Annotated in this window: 21 protein-coding genes and 1 tRNA gene; 8 read left to right on the top strand and 14 right to left on the bottom strand. The window is 64.6% G+C overall.

Annotated elements, in window-relative coordinates; all coding sequences use genetic code 11:
• Nucleotides 1-6 precede the first annotated feature (6 nt).
• A complete protein-coding gene (clpS, locus tag GGR03_RS02545; RefSeq protein ID WP_183206995.1) occupies nucleotides 7-372 on the bottom strand; it encodes an ATP-dependent Clp protease adapter ClpS in 366 nt (121 codons plus the stop codon).
• A gap of 235 nt (nucleotides 373-607) precedes the next feature.
• On the bottom strand, nucleotides 608-1,015 hold the full coding sequence (locus GGR03_RS02540; RefSeq protein WP_183205986.1) for a phasin family protein: 408 nt from the start codon (nucleotides 1,013-1,015) through the stop codon (nucleotides 608-610).
• Nucleotides 1,016-1,349: 334 nt separating this feature from the next.
• Between GGR03_RS02540 and GGR03_RS02535 the strand changes: the two genes are divergently transcribed.
• Together GGR03_RS02535 and GGR03_RS02530 are read left to right on the top strand one after the other, a co-directional pair.
• Entirely contained in the window at nucleotides 1,350-2,849 is a 1,500-nt protein-coding gene (locus GGR03_RS02535; protein WP_252920110.1) for an SPOR domain-containing protein, read from the top strand.
• 69 nt (nucleotides 2,850-2,918) lie between these two features.
• Complete coding sequence (locus GGR03_RS02530) at nucleotides 2,919-3,191, top strand: hypothetical protein (protein ID WP_183205984.1); 273 nt, start codon at nucleotides 2,919-2,921, stop codon at nucleotides 3,189-3,191.
• Nucleotides 3,192-3,200: 9 nt separating this feature from the next.
• Here GGR03_RS02530 and GGR03_RS02525 read toward each other — a convergent pair whose 3' ends face one another.
• Together GGR03_RS02525 and GGR03_RS24555 are read right to left on the bottom strand one after the other, a co-directional pair.
• On the bottom strand, nucleotides 3,201-3,638 hold the full coding sequence (locus GGR03_RS02525) for a DUF1489 family protein (RefSeq protein WP_183205983.1): 438 nt from the start codon (nucleotides 3,636-3,638) through the stop codon (nucleotides 3,201-3,203).
• Between the two features lie 140 nt (nucleotides 3,639-3,778).
• A complete protein-coding gene (locus GGR03_RS24555) occupies nucleotides 3,779-3,904 on the bottom strand; it encodes a hypothetical protein (RefSeq protein ID WP_281354616.1) in 126 nt (41 codons plus the stop codon).
• Between the two features lie 255 nt (nucleotides 3,905-4,159).
• Between GGR03_RS24555 and GGR03_RS02520 the strand changes: the two genes are divergently transcribed.
• On the top strand, nucleotides 4,160-4,837 hold the full coding sequence (locus GGR03_RS02520; protein ID WP_183206994.1) for a DUF599 domain-containing protein: 678 nt from the start codon (nucleotides 4,160-4,162) through the stop codon (nucleotides 4,835-4,837).
• A 28-nt stretch (nucleotides 4,838-4,865) separates the two neighbouring features.
• Here GGR03_RS02520 and GGR03_RS02515 read toward each other — a convergent pair whose 3' ends face one another.
• Nucleotides 4,866-5,480 carry a YdcF family protein gene (locus tag GGR03_RS02515; RefSeq protein ID WP_246367568.1) on the bottom strand — a complete coding sequence of 205 codons (615 nt, stop codon included), beginning with the start codon at nucleotides 5,478-5,480 and terminating at the stop codon, nucleotides 4,866-4,868.
• Nucleotides 5,481-5,697: 217 nt separating this feature from the next.
• On the bottom strand, nucleotides 5,698-6,528 hold the full coding sequence (locus tag GGR03_RS02510) for an aldo/keto reductase (RefSeq protein WP_183205982.1): 831 nt from the start codon (nucleotides 6,526-6,528) through the stop codon (nucleotides 5,698-5,700).
• A gap of 95 nt (nucleotides 6,529-6,623) precedes the next feature.
• Here GGR03_RS02510 and GGR03_RS02505 point away from each other — a divergent pair, with 95 nt between their 5' ends.
• Nucleotides 6,624-7,595: a heparan-alpha-glucosaminide N-acetyltransferase domain-containing protein gene (locus GGR03_RS02505; RefSeq protein ID WP_252920111.1), complete on the top strand. Its 972-nt coding sequence runs from the start codon at nucleotides 6,624-6,626 to the stop codon at nucleotides 7,593-7,595.
• A gap of 35 nt (nucleotides 7,596-7,630) precedes the next feature.
• On the opposite strand, the gene GGR03_RS02500 is transcribed toward GGR03_RS02505, so the two are convergent.
• The 3 genes from GGR03_RS02500 to GGR03_RS02490 form a co-directional block, all read right to left on the bottom strand.
• Complete coding sequence (locus GGR03_RS02500) at nucleotides 7,631-8,032, bottom strand: MerR family transcriptional regulator (protein ID WP_163044942.1); 402 nt, start codon at nucleotides 8,030-8,032, stop codon at nucleotides 7,631-7,633.
• A 101-nt stretch (nucleotides 8,033-8,133) separates the two neighbouring features.
• Nucleotides 8,134-9,546 carry a magnesium transporter gene (gene mgtE / locus GGR03_RS02495; protein ID WP_183205981.1) on the bottom strand — a complete coding sequence of 471 codons (1,413 nt, stop codon included), beginning with the start codon at nucleotides 9,544-9,546 and terminating at the stop codon, nucleotides 8,134-8,136.
• A gap of 72 nt (nucleotides 9,547-9,618) precedes the next feature.
• Complete coding sequence (locus GGR03_RS02490; protein ID WP_183205980.1) at nucleotides 9,619-9,798, bottom strand: hypothetical protein; 180 nt, start codon at nucleotides 9,796-9,798, stop codon at nucleotides 9,619-9,621.
• A gap of 63 nt (nucleotides 9,799-9,861) precedes the next feature.
• On the opposite strand from GGR03_RS02490, the gene GGR03_RS02485 reads away from it, so the two are divergent.
• A complete protein-coding gene (locus GGR03_RS02485; protein ID WP_183205979.1) occupies nucleotides 9,862-10,974 on the top strand; it encodes a DUF475 domain-containing protein in 1,113 nt (370 codons plus the stop codon).
• A gap of 13 nt (nucleotides 10,975-10,987) precedes the next feature.
• On the opposite strand, the gene GGR03_RS02480 is transcribed toward GGR03_RS02485, so the two are convergent.
• Nucleotides 10,988-11,899 (bottom strand): lipid kinase, encoded by a 912-nt coding sequence (locus GGR03_RS02480; protein WP_183205978.1) that lies wholly within the window; start codon nucleotides 11,897-11,899, stop codon nucleotides 10,988-10,990.
• A 658-nt stretch (nucleotides 11,900-12,557) separates the two neighbouring features.
• The gene (locus tag GGR03_RS02475; protein ID WP_183205977.1) at nucleotides 12,558-12,881 is read right to left on the bottom strand and encodes a hypothetical protein; all 324 of its coding nucleotides are present in this window, start codon (nucleotides 12,879-12,881) and stop codon (nucleotides 12,558-12,560) included.
• A 124-nt stretch (nucleotides 12,882-13,005) separates the two neighbouring features.
• Between GGR03_RS02475 and GGR03_RS02470 the strand changes: the two genes are divergently transcribed.
• Nucleotides 13,006-13,566 (top strand): phosphatase PAP2 family protein, encoded by a 561-nt coding sequence (locus GGR03_RS02470; protein ID WP_183206991.1) that lies wholly within the window; start codon nucleotides 13,006-13,008, stop codon nucleotides 13,564-13,566.
• A 41-nt stretch (nucleotides 13,567-13,607) separates the two neighbouring features.
• Here GGR03_RS02470 and GGR03_RS02465 read toward each other — a convergent pair whose 3' ends face one another.
• Nucleotides 13,608-14,822 (bottom strand): GNAT family N-acetyltransferase, encoded by a 1,215-nt coding sequence (locus tag GGR03_RS02465; RefSeq protein WP_210291982.1) that lies wholly within the window; start codon nucleotides 14,820-14,822, stop codon nucleotides 13,608-13,610.
• A 422-nt stretch (nucleotides 14,823-15,244) separates the two neighbouring features.
• Between GGR03_RS02465 and GGR03_RS02460 the strand changes: the two genes are divergently transcribed.
• Entirely contained in the window at nucleotides 15,245-16,102 is an 858-nt protein-coding gene (locus GGR03_RS02460) for a tyrosine-type recombinase/integrase (RefSeq protein WP_246367567.1), read from the top strand.
• Between the two features lie 80 nt (nucleotides 16,103-16,182).
• On the opposite strand, the gene GGR03_RS02455 is transcribed toward GGR03_RS02460, so the two are convergent.
• Nucleotides 16,183-16,267, bottom strand: a tRNA-Leu gene (locus GGR03_RS02455).
• A 165-nt stretch (nucleotides 16,268-16,432) separates the two neighbouring features.
• Between GGR03_RS02455 and lipB the strand changes: the two genes are divergently transcribed.
• On the top strand, nucleotides 16,433-17,209 hold the full coding sequence (gene lipB, locus GGR03_RS02450) for a lipoyl(octanoyl) transferase LipB (protein WP_183206990.1): 777 nt from the start codon (nucleotides 16,433-16,435) through the stop codon (nucleotides 17,207-17,209).
• Here lipB and GGR03_RS02445 read toward each other — a convergent pair.
• Nucleotides 17,193-19,205 (bottom strand): acetyl-CoA carboxylase biotin carboxylase subunit, encoded by a 2,013-nt coding sequence (locus GGR03_RS02445; protein WP_183205974.1) that lies wholly within the window; start codon nucleotides 19,203-19,205, stop codon nucleotides 17,193-17,195. The genes lipB and GGR03_RS02445 overlap by 17 nt on opposite strands.
• Between the last annotated feature and the right edge of the window lie 63 nt (nucleotides 19,206-19,268).

The raw sequence follows: 19,268 nt of genomic DNA, 5'->3' as shown, positions 1-19,268 counted from the left end.
TTCACCTCAATTCTTTTCCATCACGCATTGCAGCGGATGTTGGTGCTGGCGCGCGAAATCCATGACCTGCGTGACCTTCGTCTCCGCTACCTCGTAGGTATAGACCCCGCATTCGCCAACGCCGTGGTTGTGCACATGCAGCATGATCCTGGTGGCCGCCTCGGCATCCTTCTGAAAGAACCGCTGGAGCACGTGGATCACGAACTCCATAGGCGTGTAATCGTCGTTCAGAAGGAGCACTCTGTAAAGGCTCGGCCGCTTCGTCTTCGGCTTCGTGCGGGTGATGACGGACGTGCCGCGATCGGTGTCGCCGTCGCGGCCGTCATCCTTCCCCGCCTGTCCGCGCCCCGGGGCGAACCCGCCATCGGTCATGCGCTTCTCGTCGGTCAATTCAGCCACCATTCTCATCGCACCGTATGTATGTGCCGTGCGGAGGATTTTAAGACGCAACGGGCGTGCGGCAAAGCATTCTCCTGTCATCCCTCCGTCATTGAGACGGCGAGCGGCGCTCCGAACTCTTCTGCGACGCAAAAGGCCCGGCAAATGCCGGGCCTCGAATATCAATTCGTCGAAGGGGGCCAGGGACCTGGCGGCTTCCCGGCGAGCCTCAGGCGGACGCCTGCGCGTCGACGACCTTGGCCGTCTTCGCCGGCGCCTGCGGCGTCTCGCGGGTGTACTCGACGCCGCCGCCATAAGAACCCAGCGCGATCTGTTCGAACGGCTTGTAGGCCTCGCGGGACATGTCCGCGTAGATCTCCCCGAGCTTTGTCGCCTGAGAGACCCAGCTCTGGTAGATCGACTTGGCGAAGTCGTTCTGCAATTCGAGGGTCTTGTCCATGGACCTCGCCTGCAGGAGCTTCTCGAGCATCGTCATCTGGTGCTCGTAGGAGCGCTTGCCGAATTCCGACGTCTCGGTCGCAAGCTGCTGCAGACCCCTGCTGACCACCGTAAAAGATTGCAGGGCACTGTCCGCTACGCTCCTGCTGGTGCGCGTCGCATCTTCGTAGATATTCATCGTCGCGTTCCCTTTGCTGGATTTCTCTCGCGCTGAGGACGCTGCCCGCCGTCAGCGGCCCATTCATGCCAACCAAATATATTGCACTGCACAATTCACTTCAATGTCCGGAGCCGGTCTCTGAACGGCCTCCGCATTGATGCCGGCTTTCTAAGCCACTGATATTTGCCCGCGCTATGGAAGGGTTCGGCAACCATAAACCGATTGGTAAGCCCGTCCGCCTAATCTGCATTGCAACGGGGCGCTCGGCGCCGCCGGAATCGGAAGTGCCTGCGACATCATGCCCGGTATTCGGCGGCAGGTTCGCAGCAGGACAGATCGAGAGAGTAGCCGCGTGCGCAAGATTCTTCCCCGTCTCAGAGCCGTCACCGTCGCTTTCGGCAAATCGCTCGGCTTCGTCGCCCTCGGAGGCGCGCTGTGCCTTTCGCAGATGTCCGCGGCCCACGCGAACCCGCGCTATGCCGGATTCGTGATCGACGCGAACAACGGCAAGGTCCTCTACGAGGACAGCGCGGACGCCTACCGCTATCCGGCGTCGCTGACGAAGATGATGACGCTCTACATGACGTTCGCCGCCCTCAAGACCGGCCGTATCTCCAAGTCGAGCCAGATGCCGGTGTCGAAATACGCTGCCGCGCGGCCGCCATCGAAGCTGGGTCTGAAGGTCGGTTCGTCGATCACCGTGGAGGAGGGCATCAGTGCTCTCGTCACCAAGTCGGCCAACGACGCCTCGGTGGTCATGGCCGAGTTCCTCGCCGGGTCGGAGGCACGTTTCGCCGAGCAGATGACGGCGACCGCCCGCAAGCTCGGCATGTCTCGCACCACGTTCAAGAACGCCAACGGCCTGCCGAACAGCGAGCAGCGCACGACTGCGCGGGACATGGCGACGCTGGGGATCGCGCTTCGCGAGCATTTCCCGGAATATTACGGCTACTTCTCGACCCGCTCCTACAATTTCCGCGGCACGCGCCTCGGCAACCATAACCGCGTCCTCGGCCGCGTCGAAGGTACCGACGGCATCAAGACCGGCTACATCAACGCGTCCGGCTTCAACCTCGTGTCGTCGGTCAAGCGCGACGGCAAGAGCATCGTCGCCGTCGTGATGGGCGGCCGCTCGGGCCGTTCCCGCGACGACCACATGGTTAAGCTGCTCAACCAGTATTTGCCGCAGGCCAGCACCCGTGGCGGCGGCGCCCTGATCGCCTCGCGCGCCAGCGTCCCGACGCCGATGCCGGTTGCAACCTCTGCACCTGCGGCCACGACGGTCGCCTCCCTGCCCGCCAGCGGTCCGGTGCCCGGCTCGCGCCCGGCGGTCGTCAATGTCGACGAGCGCATTGCGCTGGCCTATGGCTCGGACGCCGCCGGCGCGATCGCCCGGCTGCCGCAGCCCGATGCTCGCCCCATCGTCGGCCGCGACGCGCTGCGCGCCGCCCTCGTCGAGGAGCGCCCGGCATCGCACATCCCCTTCCCGGCCGTTTCCCGCCCGGCTCTGACCGGCGGTGTACCCATGCCGCAGGTCGGGATCCCGGGTGCCGTCGACCACGAGACGACGGGCTCCGTCCAGTCGGCTTCGGTCTCTCGCCCAAGCTCGCCGTGGGTTGTGCAGATCGCGGCAGCGCCCGCCGCGGCCGACGCCATGAACATGCTGTCGGAGGCCAAGCGAAAGGTCGGCGGACCGCTCTCCGTTGCCGAGCCGTTCATCGAGCCGGTCAGCAGCGGCTCGCAGACGCTGCATCGCGCCCGCTTTGCCGGCTTCGCCAGCAAGGACCAGGCATGGGCCGCCTGCGCCGCGCTGAAACGTAACGACTACAATTGCTACGCCGTCGCCAACTGACATGCCCGCCGCGGGCGAAAGCCCGCGCGGTTCAAATCCTAGTGTACTGCGTTTTGAGGGGATTCAGGCATGTCGATCGAGCAGCATGGTCTCGGGCAGGAGAGTGTGGAGGCACCCTTTCCGCGGGCATTCAACCAAGGCGGCGCCCATCCGCTGCATCAGGCAGCCATGCGCCTCGCCGAAGTGCGCGACGGACGCTCGCGCCTCAAGGCAAAGGATCTGGTAGCGCTGCTGCTCTGCCACGGGGCGCGGGCCTGGCGCTCGTCCCAGCCGATCTCGCACACCCGGATACGGGTCGCCGGAACCTCTGGGACGCCCGCCGTACGGCTGCGCTTTCGCTGATCTGGTGGTTCAGAGCAGGCCGAGTTCGAAAAGCTCTCGGCTCAAGGCTGGCGGCAGCGCCTCGTCCGGCGTGTCGCCCCCGCCAAGATCCATCGGGGCGTCCTCGGCTTTCAAGTAGCGCCAGCCCTGGAATGCCCGACGCGGCTGCCAGGCGGTCCGGGTGAAGACCGGCTCCAGGACCAAGCGGCATCGCCCGATCCCCGCCTCGTCGACGAAGGGGCGTATGGCGAGCAGACGCTGCCGAACCTGGGTATGCCCCTTGATCACCCAGTAGAGCGAACCGCCATCGGCGAGTTCGGCTGCACGCTTCGGGACCATTCGCGTCGTGTGGATCTGTTCGACGGCCGCGCCGGTAGCGCGGGCGTGGTCGAGGCGGGCGGCGACATAGGCCTCGAGTTCATCGACCGTCTCGACGCCCACGCAAAGCTTGATGAGATGGAGCGGCATCAAGTGCCTTTCAGGCGATCGGCGTCCTGATAAAGTCCGATCGGGATCCGAGCTGCACTGCTTTCAAGCTTCACGGGACAGCCGGCCAGCGCGAGGCGCTGCAGCGGCCGGAGAAGCTGAAGCGGCCAGCCCGCAAGGGATCAGTTCGCGGCGATCGTCACCGTCTCGGCGCCGGCAAAAAGAAAGCCCAGCACGAGGAGGGCTGAGAAAACGGCGACCGTCCATACGGTCACGCCCCAGCACGACTTCTGCACACTGTCATCCATATATGAAACTGCCCTGAGTTGAATTGCTGCAGACCCATCATGACCCCCGTCCCGGTCTGCAGGCGTTAAATATCCGTTAAGCCGGCGCCGTACAAGGCACCCCCCGGATGATTCATCGAGCCATCCTGTCGGCATGGGCTTGAGCCGGACTTGCGCGGGCCCTTCGAACCCTGTCACCTCCCGACGAAGTCGATATGCAGCCCGCTCGATCCGAACGGCGTGGCTTGCGGTGTAGGAGGTGGCCCGGTGCTGACGATGGAAACGGCTGACGGCGTCGCCCTGGCGATCTTTCTCGTCGTGTGGCTCGGGTACAACTGGCTCAACGACCATGGACCCCTGGCCGGGAAGGGACTTTCCAGCGCCATGAACGTCCAGCGCGGACGCTGGATGGAGGTGATGTCGCGGCGCGACCTGCGAATGATCGACACGGCGATCATGGCCGGCCTGCAGCAGGGAACCGCCTTCTTCGCCTCGGCCTGCATCTTCGCCATTGGCGGCTGCTTCGCGCTGCTCGGCTCAGCCGAGCGAATCGCCACCATATCCGCCGATCTACCGTTCTATGCTGGTCTCGACCGGGCGCTCGTCGAGCTCAAGCTGCTCGGGCTGGTGCTGATCTTCGCCTACGCCTTCTTCAAGTTCGGCTGGGCGTATCGGCTGTTCAACTATTGCTCGATTCTCATCGGCGCGGTGCCGATGCCGTCGGACACCACCGTCGACGCGGCGACTCGGGAACGGGCGGTGCTGAAGGCGGCGCGGCTCAACCAGATCGCCGGCCGCAACTTCAATACCGGCCTGCGCGCCATCTTCTTCGCCCTCGCCTATCTCGGCTGGTTTCTGGGGCCCTACGCGCTGGTCCTGTCGACGACGCTCGTCGTGGCCATCATCGCACAGCGGCAATATCGCTCCCCTGCCAGGGCCGCAGTGCACGATTGACGCTGATGCACCGCCTCCGCCGCTGCGGTCAGCGGGGCGCCGGGAACATCGCGTCGGTGCGACCTGCGACATGATAGGCGACGAGACCGACATACTCCCGAATGGCGAAGTGCACCTTTTCGAGATTTCGCGTCGTCGCGGTCGAGGGCCGCCAGAGGGCGGGCCCCTTCGGCGTCCGGTAATCCACCGGATAGGGGATCACGTCGAAGCCGGCGACCCGGAAGCAGCCGACTGCGCGCGGCATGTGCGACGCCGAAGTGACCAGCAGCCAGGTCTCGCCCGGCTGCGGTCGCGCCAGTTCCTTGGCGTAGACGGCGTTCTCGAATGTGTCGCGGGCGCGGTCGTCGAGTAGCAGGCGATCAGGTTCGAGATCGAGCGAGGCGAAGAACGCTTCGGCGACATCGGTCTCCGGGATATCCTCTTCCAGCACCGCTGCGACGCCGCCGCTGAACAAAACCTTTGCCTCCGGGTAGCGGAACGCGAGAGCCCGGGCGACGGTGACCCGATCCCCCGCCTCGTTCAGCTCCGGTTCCCCGCGTGTTCGACCCACACGCGTGTCGAACATGCCGCCCAGAACGACGATGCCATCGACATCGTCGGGCAGCGCCGGGCGCGGAAAGCGATCCTCCAGCACTGCCATCATGACCAGGCCGGCCGGGGTCAGGCTGCACAGGACGAGCGCCAGGCCGGCAAGACCGTAAAGGGCGCAGCCCAGCCGCCGATAACGCAGCCGGCGAGCCAGGAAGCCGAGGCCGGCGATCAGGATGATGGCGACCAGCGGCTGCAGGACGAACCAGCCGAACTTCGCGATGTAGAAGAACAGTCGAACCTCCTGCTGTCAGGTCACGGGCCCCGTCGGGCTAGGCGCGATCCCAGTGCGGCGCGAAGGACGGGTCGACGAGGCGCGCCCGGCGCCGCGTGAGTTCGGTGATCGCCGCGTGCTCGGCCTCGGTCAGGGAGAAGTCGAAGATCTCGAGGTTCTGCTGCAGCCGCTCCGGGTTGGACGTCCGGGGGATCGCGCCGACCATGTCCTGCTCGATCTCCCAGCGCAGCACGATCTGTGCCGGCGACTTGCCGTGCCGCTCCGCGGCTTCGCGGATGACCGGATGGTTGAGAACCTCGCCGCCCTGGCCGATCGGCGAATAGGCGATCATCGCCATCTCGTTGCGGCGGCAAGCCGAAAGCACGTCGTCCTGCGAGAGGAAAGGGTGATACTCGACCTGATTGCAGACCAGCGGGCGGGACGACATGGCGCACGCCTCGTCGACCATGGCGCTGGTGAAATTGGCGACGCCGATGTGATGCGTCAGCCCGTCGGCGACGGTGCGGTTCAGCGCGTCGATCGACTCTTCCAGCGGCACGTCCCGGTTCGGCCAGTGGATGAGCATGAGGTCGGCCGCCCCGATGCCCAAAGCTTCGATGGCCTTGTGGGCCGACGCGGAAAGCGCGTCCTCGGTCAGGTCGGTCCACCAGATCTTCGTCGTGACGAACAGCTCGCTCCGATCGATGCCGCTGCGCCGGATGCCCTCGCCAACCTGCACCTCGTTGCCGTACATCCGTGCCGTGTCGATGTGGCGGTATCCTACCTCGATCGCCTTCGCCACCATATCGACGCAAGTCTCGCCTTCGAGAGTGTATGTGCCCAGGCCGATCGACGGAATGCGAGCGCCGTGCGCCTCGATGATCTTCATGACGTACCTCTTCGGGGATGGACCGCCGCGCGAAACGGCGGCATTGCCGTTCAACATAGGAAGCCGCCGTGGCTGTCCAGCATCAAGGAACACGCGTGTCCCCAGCAGCCGGTCCAGCCTCCACCGGGCGCATCGAGATCGTCGACATCGCCCGTGCCGTCGCCCTGCTCGCCATGGTGGTCTACCATTTCACCTGGGATCTCGAATTCTTCAACTATCTTGACCGGGGTTTGACCGGTGAAGGCGGCTGGCGCATCTTCGCCCGGGTCATCGCCTCGAGCTTCCTGTTCCTGGTCGGGGTAAGCCTGGTTCTCGCGCATGGCAACGGCGTGCGCCGGCGCCCGTTTCTCGCCCGGCTCGCCCAGGTCGCGGCGGCGGCGGCGGCCGTCTCGGTCGCCACTTACTTCGCCACGCCGAACAGCTTCGTGTTCTTCGGCATTCTCCACCACATCGTGATCGCGAGCCTGATCGGCCTCGTCTTCCTGCGACTGCCGTGGGTCTTCGCGGCGCTGGCGGCAACGGGCACAGTCGCCCTGCCCTGGTTCGTCGCCAGCCCTGCCTTCGACTCCCGCTGGCTGGCCTGGACAGGCCTTGCCGAGTCGCCGCCGCTGTCGAACGACCTGGTGCCGATCTTCCCCTTCTTCGGTGCGGTGCTCGCCGGTATCGCGGCCGCGCGACTGGCACAGGCGGCCGGTCTCTTCGAGACGATGCGCCGCTGGAATTCGTCGCTGCGCTCGCTCGCGCCGCTCGGCCGGCTCGGCCGCCACTCGCTGTTGTTCTATCTGGTGCACCAGCCGGTGCTGATCGGCATCGTCTACGTCTTCGCCTTGATCGCGCCGCCGGACCGCGAGGCGGTGTTCCGCTCCGATTGCAGCAGGGCCTGTCTTGCGCAGCAGGACGAGCGCTTCTGCCAGGCCTATTGCGACTGCGCGCAGCGCGAGATCGTCGCCGCGGATCTCTTCGACGCGCTGATGGCCGGCGACACCGACGAGGCGCAGATGACGCGGATTCGCGACATCATCAACGAATGCACGTTCCGGACGGTGGACGAGATCGGGCCGCAGTAGGTGTCTTGATGGCGTGGGCGAAGCGGGCGCGGCCGCTACTCGGCCCGCGCCGTCTGCCCGACGCCCAGTTCCGCCATGCGGGTCAGGCAGGCCTCCTCCGCGGCGTCGAGCTCACGCAGCAATTCCTCTATGTCCCGGCGCTTCTGCTCGAGTTCCTGCCGGCGGTCGCCGACGCGTCGCACGATGGCCCGCAGTTGGGCAGCCTCGCCCGGCGGGCTCTTGTACATGTTCATGATCTCGCGGATCTCGGCGATCGAGAACCCCAGCCGCTTGCCGCGCAGGATGTTCTTCAACAGCTGACGGTCGGAGTGCCGGAACAGCCGCGTCCGCCCCCGCCGGATGGGCGCGAGCAGACCCTCGTCCTCGTAGAAGCGGATCGTCCGGGTCGAGATGTCGAACTCCCGGGTGAGCTCGGTGATCGTGTAATAGTCGCGCATGAAGCGGGATCCCCGACAGCGGTGCCACAGCTGCATGATCCCAGACTTACGTAAAAGTCAATCCACGCACCGCAGCAGAACGGACTGAGCAGGGTGGCGCGTCAGCCGATGCCGAACCAGAATGCAGCCAATCCGAGGAACGAAAAGAACCCGACGACGTCGGTCACCGTGGTCACGAAGGTGCCGGAAGCAATGGCCGGATCGACGCCGAAGCGGTCGAGGACCAGCGGGATCAGGATGCCGGCCAGCGCCGCTGCCAGCATATTGACGATCATGGCTATAGCGATCACCTCGCCCAGGCCGCGATTGTCGAACCAGAAGGCCGCGACAAGGCCGATGATCACCGCGAAGAGGACGCCGTTAAGCAGCCCGATCAGCGTCTCGCGCCGAATGACCCGCCCGGCGTTGTAGAGGTCGATGTCGCGGGAGGCGAGCGCCCGCACCGTCACCGTCATCGTCTGCGTTCCCGCATTGCCGCCCATCGAGGCAACGATCGGCATCAGCACGGCGAGCGCCACCATCTGCTCGATGGTGGCGTCGAACAGACCGATGACCAGCGAGGCGAAGATCGCCGTCACCAGATTGATCAAAAGCCAGGAGAAGCGCGAGCGGGCGGCGGTGAAGACGGTATCGGAAATCTCTTCGTCGCCGACGCCGCCGAGACGCTTGATGTCCTCGTCGGCTTCCTGCTGCAGAATATCGAGGACGTCGTCGATGGTCAGAACGCCGACCAGCCGCTCGCTCTCGTCGACGACGGCGGCCGAGAGCAGATCGTACTGCTCGATGATCTGCGCCGCTTCCTCCTGGTCCATCTCGGCCGGGATCGCGTAGCGCGTCTCGTGCATGATGTCTTCGATCTTCTCGGGCCGCTTGGCGCGCAGGATACGGTCAAGGTCGACCGCGCCGAGCAGCTTGAAGGCTGGATCGATGACGAAGATCTGGGCGAAGGATTCGGGAAGGTCCTCGTCCTCGCGCATGTAGTCGATGGTCTGGCCGACCGTCCAATAGGGCGGCACCGCGACGAACTCGGTCTGCATCCGCCGCCCGGCGGACTCCTCGGGATAATCGAGAGAGCGGCGCAGCCGGATGCGTTCGCGGAACGGCAGACGCTCGAGAATGTCCTTGCGGTCCGCCTCGTCGAGATCTTCGAGAATGTAGACCGCATCGTCCGAATCGAGTTCGCGGACGGCTTCGGCGATCTGTTCGTTCGGCATGGCGTCGACGATCGACATGCGGATCGCTTCGTCGACCTCGGTCAGGGCGGTGTAGTCGAACTGGTCGCCCATGAGCCGGACGAGGGACTGGCGCTCCGCGTCATCGAGAGCTTCGAGAAGGTCGCCGAGCTCCGATTCGTGCAGATGACCGATTTCCTTCTGCAGGAAATCGGCGTTCTCCGCCTCGATTGCCGCCTCGACCGTTTCGCGGAACGGCTGCGCGACGAAGCCGTCCTCGTCGTAGACCTCGTTCCGCATGCCGTCTGCGGGCGCGTCGCTGGTCAGCTGCGGATCAGCCATGCACCCTCCCCGACTTGTGGTGAAACGGACGGACCTGCCCATAAGGGCAGTCGCCCCGCGTCTAGAGGATTTTCACCCGGTTCGAAAGAAGTCTGACGCGATCGTAACGACCGGCGACGGGAAATCTGCAGCGGTCCACCAAAAGAATCCGGAACGGGCGAGACGCACCTCGTCTCGATCGACCTGATCGGTGTTCCCGACGTAGCCGACTTGCGGTTCGGCGATGGCAAAAGCCTTGGCAGTGGCGTACATCGCGATGTCGCTGCCGAAGCGTCGCCTCTTCCGTCTGGCGTGACAGCGGAGGCCGCCGACGTCATGCTCACGAACGGACACAAAATGGCGAGCCTGCATTACTTCACGTGGTCGTTCATCGTCACTGCGGTCGGCCTCGCGCTCGGCGCCTGGCTCGGCTGGAACGCGACCGGCACGATCGGCGGGGCGTTTTCGATCTTCTTCATCTGTGCGGTCCTCGCCGTTCTCGAGATCTCGCTGTCCTTCGACAATGCGATTGTCAACGCCAACAAGCTGAAGGAGATGACGCCGGTCTGGCAGCGGCGCTTCCTGACCTGGGGCATCCTCATCGCCGTCTTCGGCATGCGGGTCCTGTTCCCTCTGGTGATCGTGGCGATCGCCGCGAGCATCGGGCCGATCGCGGCGATGCAGCTGGCGATCAACGAGCCGGACGAATATTCGCGCATCATGCTGGACGCCCACCTGTCGATCGCAGCATTCGGCGGCACGTTCCTGATGATGGTGGCGCTCAGCTTCTTCTTTGATGAGCACAAGGAAATTCACTGGGTCCGCTTCATTGAGGAGCGCGTGACCCGCTACGCCAGCATGCGCGGCGCCGAGATCACCTTCGTCCTCGTCCTCATGATGATCTTCGCCCATCTGGTCGACCCTGCCGAAAAACTGACATTCATCCTCTCGGCCGTTTACGGTCTGATCACCTTCCTGTTCGTCGACATACTGGGCAAGGTCCTCGATAAGGCCAACGAGGCCATGGTCGGGGCCGCTAAGGGAGGGCTCGGCGCGTTCCTCTATCTCGAGGTTCTCGATGCAAGCTTCTCCTTCGACGGCGTGATCGGCGCGTTTGCGCTGACGCAGAACCTGTTCGTCATCGCCATCGGCCTCGGCATCGGCGCCATGTATGTTCGCTCGATGACCATCATGCTGGTCGAGCGCGGGACACTCCTGGAATACCGCTACCTCGAGCATGGTGCCTTCTACGCGATCCTCGCCCTGTCGGTGATCATGTACGCGCAGGCCGTCGTCCACGTGCCCGAGGTGCTGACCGGTCTCGGCGGCGCCACCGTCATCGGCATCGCCCTGTGGTCGTCGATCCGCTACAACCGCCGCCGTCCGTTCGAGATCGAGGAGTCCGTGCCGCCTCGAGCAACGGCCGAGGCTCCCGTGGAGCGGCACTAGCCGCCTTGGCCGGTCATGCGCTCTGGCGACCCGGCACGAATACACTCAGCGCCTTGCGGTGGATGCGGAAGCTCGCCGGCGTACTCGATGCGAGGTCTCCGTCGGCATTGACATCGTGGGGACGCCTGGTGCTCAGCGACAGGGCGGTCGTCTGGAAGGTCCTCACCTTCTTCCATCGACCCTGCGTCCCGAACCGCAGCGAGGGCGCGAGGGCGACCAGTTCCCACCAGTGTTCAACCTCCAGGCTGTAGACGTCGAGCAGGCCATCATCCGGCGCGGCGTTTGCCGCGACGGCCATGCCGCCGCCGTAGAAGCGGCCATTGCCGACCGAGATCTGTACTGTCCGCACCCGTTCCGTCACCCCGTCATGCTCGATCTCGACCGAGAAGGGGCGGCTCTGGCGCAGCAGCTTGAAGGCCGCGATGGCGTAGCCGAGCTTGCCCCAGCGCTTCTTCGCCGCTGCCGTCAGGCTGCGGGCGAGGTCGGCCGAAAAGCCGATGCTGGCGACGTTGAAGAACAGCTGGCCGTTGACCTCGCCGAGATCCACGGCGCGCCGATGATCCGCCGCGATGACAGCGGCGGCCGCGGTCACGTCGGTCGGAATGGTCAAGGTCCGCGCGAGGTCGTTGGCTGTTCCGAGCGGCAGGATGCCCAGCGGCAGACCCGCTTCCATGAGCGCCGCCGCCGAGGCTCGAAGGGTCCCGTCGCCGCCGCCGAGCACCACCAGATCCGCCTGCCCTGCATATTCGCGGATGATCTCTCGGAACGGCCGCTCTCCTGGTTCCGGGTCGAGCAGCCGCATGCCGGCCTGCCGCAGCACGTCGAGCGCCGACGCGGCGGAGCCGTCGCTGCCGCTCCGGGCCCTGGCATTCAGGAGGACGAGGGCCCGCTTCGGCAACGTGCCGCCGAGATTTTCCTGACTCATTCTTAGATCCGCCGCGCCATGTGATGCCTGCTGCACTCGTCCGGGGCGAAGTGGCGTCGGCGAGATCGTGGCACAAGGCGCCCCGACGCGGACGAGGGGAGCCACGGCCTGACCGCTATGTCGGCCACGCGCGCGCTAGCCCGCCGCAACCGCTGCGAGGAAGCTCGATAGAAAATTCTGTCGTGGGTCTGGTTTGAGCGTTCAACCGCCGCATCCTGGTAGGAGATGCGGGAGACGGCCGGGAGGCCTTGACGCTCGTAGCCGTGAAGGAAGGCTGGTGCGGTCGAGAAAGGTGCTAGTTCCTTGGCAAATCAAGCGGTTAGGAAAAGGTGCGGGGAATTCGGTCGCTTTGATTAGATTGACATATTTTCCGCTGTCCCCGCACCCCGCACCCGCGGTTACTCGGTCTGAAATGCACGAATGTGGACGGACGGATGGTGACATACGGAGGTCCCGACACTGGTCCTGCCTTATAAATCTCCATTGTCAGGCTTGTACGCTCCCGCGTGAAAGCGCGATGGCGGACAAGACAGAGGCTGCACCAACAGAGAGCCCCTCAATCGCAGCGAAATCTTTGAGACTGGATTGATCGTCCAAGTCTATCTATTCTCGCTCCTCCTTGTTAACTATAGGTACATCTTTCTCCAGAGAACGTGCTTTAATGAATTATTGGCAACCATCGCGCGGTAATTTCCTCTTCGCTCTTCTGCGACGGATTACCGATGACGATCAATCCAGCCTTACCTAATCGGCCAAGAACGAAGATTTTCAACTCGATCCGCTCTGAAAACTGGGCGGTGATCAGAGCCCAGGGCTCTTGATTGCTACCATTGGGCTCCAGATCGCTATCGTCATTGCTTTCCGGCTCGCCTATCCCAACATGTCGGCTTTCGATCCCTTCAGCCTCGTCGCCGCGGCTATGGGATTTGCGGCGATCGTCGGCCCATCGTGCATCTTCATCGTAGTTGCGATCTGCTTCCACCGCGTCGTCCGATCACGGCCGGAAGGCTCCGCAAGCGTCGCTCTAATTCGCGAGATCTGGGGGTGTAAGTCTTTGCGGCCCGGCTCAGCAATGGCTTGCCGGTCATCGCCATCTTCGTTTTTTCATCACCCTGTTCGGCTACCTCAAAACCAACATTCCGCTGATACAGCCATTCGCATGGGACGGAACGTTCACCGAGTGGGACCGCGCAGTTTTTCTCGGTTCCCTCCCGTACGCGTTCCTTCAACCGGTTATGGGTATCCCCTTCGTGGTCTTTCTCACGAACGTTGCCTACAACGTCTGGTCCTTCCTTATGTGGGGGTTCCTAACCGCCTTTGCCTTCAGCACTGCACGATCGGAATTGCGAACCCGCTACCTGCTCAGCTACTTTCTCACTTGGATCGTGGTCGGAAACTGTCTGGCGCTGGCCTTCTCGTCCGCCGGGCCCTGCTTCTATTCAGCCATTGGCCTGCTACCCGACCCCTACCAGCCGCTGATGGACAGCCTGCGTAAGGCAGACACCGTTTATCCGATTTTCGCACTAACGACGCAGGATATGCTCTGGGACGGATATATCGGCGAACGGAACCCCCTCGGGATTTCCGCCATGCCTAGCATCCATAATGCGACCGCGATCCTGATGGCGCTGGGGGCATGGCGGTTCGGACGCGCCATTGGCCGTTAATCTGGATTACCGCTTGCCGTCGCGCCGGAGGAGCCGATGGGTCAGGAGGCCGGCCAGCCCGCGGGCCGCCTGCTACGCAAGCGGTGGCGAAAAGCCTTGATCGTGTTCCAGGTCGCGGATTCGCGCAGCCGGTCGGCGGCGAACCGCCGCGCGTTGAAGGCGAGGCTCCAGAGCTGGCCGATAGCGGTCATCGGCAGCACGGCCTCGTTGAGCGACCAGTGCTGATCGCAATACGCCGCCTTGTAAGGCTCATCACCGCAGCCGAAGTCGAAGATGGCGAGACCTTGTCGCGTGCTCCACTCGATCAGGTGTTCGTTGAGCAGTCGGCCCGGGGCGTAGAACCGCCACTCCTCGTCCTCAAGGAAGGTTGGCATCAGCTGGTAGAATCGGTCGTCGAGCACGTAGCCCCAGTGAGCCGCGAGAATCTGATCGTCGAGTCGCAGCGCCGACAGATGCACGGCTCCGCCGGCGAACAGACGGCGGGTCGCTTCAACATAGTAGTCGACGTAGCCGGGGCGGGCGTCGAACGGATCGACGCCGGTGATGCGCAGCAGTTGCCTGCGCTTCATCGAGATCATCGCTTCAAGGATCGCGGATGCCTCCTCGGCGGTCTGGGCCGTTTCGATCGAGACTGCGCCGCGCTCGGCGAGCTTTCGCAAACGCCGACGCGAGTCCCTGAAGTTGGGCAGACGTTTCTTGCCGTCGCTCTCCCAATCAGCCGGCAGGGTCATCCCGTGCGCGCCGACGCAACTCGGTCCGGTGGCGAGGAACCGCATCGGGTTAGGCCAGTCCTTGACCATGTCCGGCATCTTTTCCAACACGGCGACGTCGAACGGGGGCAGGCTCGCGACGATGTCGTGCCAGACTCGCCGCATCGTCGCGACGTCGAAATCGCGGGCGCCAGCGAAGACGACGGGCGCGTTGTAGTCGCTCACCGTCTCGTCGAGGAAGACGAGCTGGCGAACGCCGCCGCGCGACCGTATGCCCAGCGGCAGCAGGAGCAGCGGCTGGTCGCGTGCATCCAGCACCGCGACGAAAAGCGACTCGATCCCCTGCGCCATGCCGAGCGAGGGGCACCAGGCCTCGATCACGTCGGCGCACTGGAACACCCAGTAGCGCCCCGGCGTAGTGGTGGTGGTTCGCGGCCAAAAGCCCGGCAGCGCGGCTGGATTGCGTTCGATGACGACCCTGACTGTCCCGGACGTGATGTCAGGAACGAAACCGAACTCTCCTGAATCCTTAGCCGTCATCTTCATGCGCTCTGCCTGATTCCTTTGAGCCGAATCGTTCGCGTCGGAATTCATGTCTTCCCGTTTTGAATTTCAGGAGGACGTCGACTTCAACCTGACCGTCGGCAATCATTGCCGCCAGATCAGCATCGGTCACATCAAAGTTGCGAGAATGCTCTGGCTTGCCGGTTGACGTTCAACATGCGGCACTTGCTCCCCACCCAGACCTACGCCAGCTGGGTGCTCGGCTGCCTGCACCTCCGTAAGGCTGGACAGACTCAACCGCGCCGTGGTCGCGCGCATGTGCTCCGAACTGGGAATTCTGGTTTCTAGGATGAGCCGACGGTCCTGAGGTAGGATCTGCGCGCTTCGTTGAAGAAGCCATGTCAGGTGAGTCTCTAAGCCCTCACATCTGCTCCCCGTTGTACAGCCGGTGGATGACGTTGGCTTTGCCGAGGCAGCCCATACACTCGCTCGAGTGGCTGATTGCGCGTCACCGGGAGACGGGCGGCTGGCTCACGCTCTCGGCTGCCACACGGCGCCAGCGCGAGAACATCTTCAAGGGCGTGATAGCCAATGTCGGAAAACAGCCCTACCAGGCGATGACGAAGGCCGTCATCGTCGCCGGTCGGGAGAAGCGCGCCGCCACGCCTGCCCGGGCGCGCAACTTTCTCGACGCCATGCGGGGCTTGTTCCGATGGGCACTCGAGGCGGGACACGTCGCAATCGATCCGACCGCCGGCGTCAAGAACCCGGCCCGGCCGAAGACCGACGGCTTCCCGGTCTGGACCGAGGACGACGTCGACCGCTTTGAGGCCCGATGGCCGGTCGGCACCCGTCAGCGCGTCAGGTTGGATGTTCTGCTCTACACGGGTCTTCGCCGCGGTGACGCTGTGCGTGCCGGGCGTCAGCATGTCAGCGAAGGCGTGATCACGCTGAAGATCGAGAAGAGCCGCTACACGATGGAGGTCACGATACCGATTCTCCCGGTCCTCGCCGCGACGCTCGCGGCGGGGCCCTGCGGAGATCTTGCCTTTAGCTGCGGCGAGCGCGGCCAGCCTTTGACTAAGGAAACCTTCGGCAACGATTTCCGCGAAGCCTGCCGCGAGGCGAAGGTCCAGAAATCGGCCCATGGCGTCCGCAAGATCGGCGCGACGCGCGCTGCGAACGCCGGCGCAACGGTGGCCGAACTTGAAGCGATTTTCGGATGGCAGGGAGGCGCCATGGCCTCGCTCTACACCCGCGCTGCCGATCGGCGCCGACTGGCCAAAGGCGCCATCAGCAAGCTCGATCGGAACGCCTGGTGAACACTCTATCCCCGCACCCTGGTAGCAGGTGCGGGGTTGACGGGAAAAACTGCTTTCCCATCAATGCCTTATAAATAAGGTGGTGCGGTCGAGAAGACTCGAACTTCCACGGGTTGCCCCACAGCGACCTCAACGCTGCGCGTCTACCAATTCCGCCACGACCGCACGCCGTGTACCGAAAGCCGCGAGGCCGTCGGTGGCGGGCATGTAACAAGACTTCCCGGGGGGCACAAGGTCTTTCGCCGTATGTCGCCGCGAATTCCCCCGGATCGGGTCCGCCTGCAGGAAATGCCGCTTTTCCCGGTGCTTACGGATCGCTACATGAAGCGCATGGATGTCCGGACCGACAGAGACTACGCGAAAACACGACTCGCGACCGTTGCGGAGCGATTCACCGCCCCTGAAGGATCGCCGCCGGTCGAGTGGGTGATTCTTGGTGGACTGACTTCCTACCCCGATGCCGTGGCTGCCATGGAGGAGCGGGCGAAGGCGATCGCTGCAGGCACGGCGTCGGAGGCCGTGCTGCTTCTCGAGCACCCCCCGCTTTATACGGCCGGCACCAGCGCCCAGGAGGCCGATCTGGTCGACGCCGGCGGGCTGCCTGTCTTCGCGACGGGTCGCGGCGGCGAATATACCTATCATGGGCCCGGCCAGCGGGTCGCCTACGTGATGCTGGATCTGACACGCCGCCGGCAGGACGTGCGTGCCTTCGTCGCCGCTCTGGAAGCGTGGATTATCGCCACGCTCGGTGAGTTCCAGATCACCGGCGAGCGCCGCGAGGACCGGGTCGGCGTCTGGGTCCGCCGGCCGGAGCGCGCCAGGCGCGTCGATGACGCCGTCGCCGAGGACAAGATCGCTGCGATCGGCATCCGCGTGCGCCGCTGGGTGACTTTCCACGGCATCTCGCTGAACGTCGACCCGAATCTCGACCATTTCGCCGGCATCGTGCCATGCGGCATCCGCGGCCATGGCGTCACCAGCCTCGCCGATCTCGGGATTCCGGTCACGCTGCCGGAAGTCGACATGCTGCTGCGCCAGAACTTCGAGCGCGTGTTCGGCCCGACCCTCGATGGCCCTCAGCCGCTGACGATCAAGCAAACTCCATGATGACGGCGTCGACCGCAAGGCTGTCGCCCTGCCGGACCTTGAGGCTCGCCACGGTGAGATCGCGCTCGGCCCTGAGGATGTTCTCCATCTTCATCGCCTCCACCACGGCCAGCGTCTCCCCGGCCTTCACCGCCTGACCTTCGGCAACGGCGATCGAAACGACCAGCCCCGGCATCGGGCAGAGAAGCATGCGCGAGGTATCAGGCGGCAACTTGACCGGCATGAGCCGGTCGAGCTCGGCAATCCGCGGTGTCATCACGCGCGCATGCAGCCAGAGGCCGTCGAGGAACAGGAGCGTTGCTTCGCGGGCCGGACGGACCTGCGCCGTTATGGCGGTGCCGTCGATCGACCCGGACCAGGGCGAAACGCCGGGACGATACGCGGACATCACGCGGCTGGTCTCGCCGTCGAGGCTCATCCGGAAGGCCGCCTGCCCGCCTTCCCGCGCCTCCGGGTCGACCGCGACCGAATAATAGTCGTCGTCGATCCTAACGACCCATTCGCGGCGTGTCGTGCCGGGATGCTCCCGGAGGCGGTCGACATGCTTGTCCAGCCGAGCCTTCCGGGCGATCTCGATCGAGATGGCGATCAGCGCCGCGTTGCGCCGCGTCGCCTCGGGGACTGCCGGCCGCTCGAAGCCATCTGGATACTCCTCGGCGATGAAGGCGGTCGAAATCCGCCCTTCGCGCCAGCGCGGATGCTGCATCAGCGCGGCAAGGAACGGGATGTTGTGCTCGATCCCCTCGATCTCGAACGCGGCGAGCGCCGTGCCCATCGCCTCGATCGCCGTCGCCCGGTCGGGTGCATGCGTACAGAGCTTGGCGATCATCGGGTCGTAGTACATCGAGATCTCCGAGCCCTCCCGCACACCGGTGTCATTGCGAACCGTCACCTCGCCGGAGGCGCCCTCCTGCGGCGGCCGGTAACGGGTAAGCCGGCCGATCGAGGGCAGGAAGCCACGGAACGGATCCTCGGCGTAGATCCGGCTCTCCACGGCCCAGCCGTTCAGCCTGATGTCTTCCTGGGCGAAGCGCAGCTTCTCGCCGGCCGCGACCCGCAGCATCTCCTCGACCAGATCGATACCGGTGACGAGTTCGGTCACCGGATGCTCCACCTGCAGCCGCGTGTTCATCTCGAGAAAATAGAAATTGCGGTCGCGATCGACGATGAACTCGACCGTGCCGGCACTCTGGTAGTCAACGGCTCTGGCAAGCGCGACGGCCTGGGCGCCCATCGCGGCACGCGTTGCGGCGTCGAGGAACGGCGACGGCGCCTCCTCCACCACCTTCTGGTTTCGCCGCTGGATCGAGCATTCGCGCTCGCCGAGGTGGATGGCATTGCCATGGGCATCGGCGAGCACCTGGATCTCGATGTGGCGCGGGTTGACGATGAATTTCTCGATGAAGATCCGGTCGTCGCCGAAGGAGTTCCTGGCTTCGTTCGCCGATGACTGGAAGCCTTCGCGCGTCTCCGCCGCGTTCCAGGCGATGCGCATGCCCTTGCCGCCGCCGCCGGCGGAAGCCTTGATCATCACCGGGTAGCCGATCTCGTCGGCGATCCGGACTGCGGTCTCGGCATCCTCGACGACGCCCAGGTGGCCCGGCACGATGCTGACACCTGCCTCTCGCGCAAACAGCTTCGATTCGATCTTGTCGCCCATGGCGCGGATCGCGCGCGGCTTGGGCCCGATGAAGACGATACCGTTGTCTTCCAGAAGTTCACAGAACGAGGCGCGTTCGGAGAGGAAACCGTAGCCCGGATGCACCGCTTCGGCGCCGGTTTCCCGGCACGCATCGAGAATCTTCTCCGCGACCAGATAGCTCTCCGCAGCAGGCGCCGGGCCGATGTGGACGGCCTGGTCGGCCAACTGGACATGCACCGCGTGCCGGTCGGCGTCCGAGTACACGGCGACCGTCGATACGCCCATTGCCCGCGCCGTCTTGATGACCCGGCAGGCGATCTCGCCGCGATTTGCGATCAGGATCTTCTTGAACATGGCGCGACGCTCCGGCGTGTCAGATGCGGGCGATCGTTTTGACCTTTGCGCAAAGTTCCTGCA

Origin of the sequence: Aurantimonas endophytica (assembly GCF_014196845.1) — a bacterium.
Classification (GTDB): Bacteria; Pseudomonadota; Alphaproteobacteria; order Rhizobiales; family Rhizobiaceae; genus Aurantimonas; species Aurantimonas endophytica.
The sequence above is the reverse complement of the archived record's forward strand: the minus strand, read 5'-3'. Positions and strand labels throughout refer to the sequence as shown.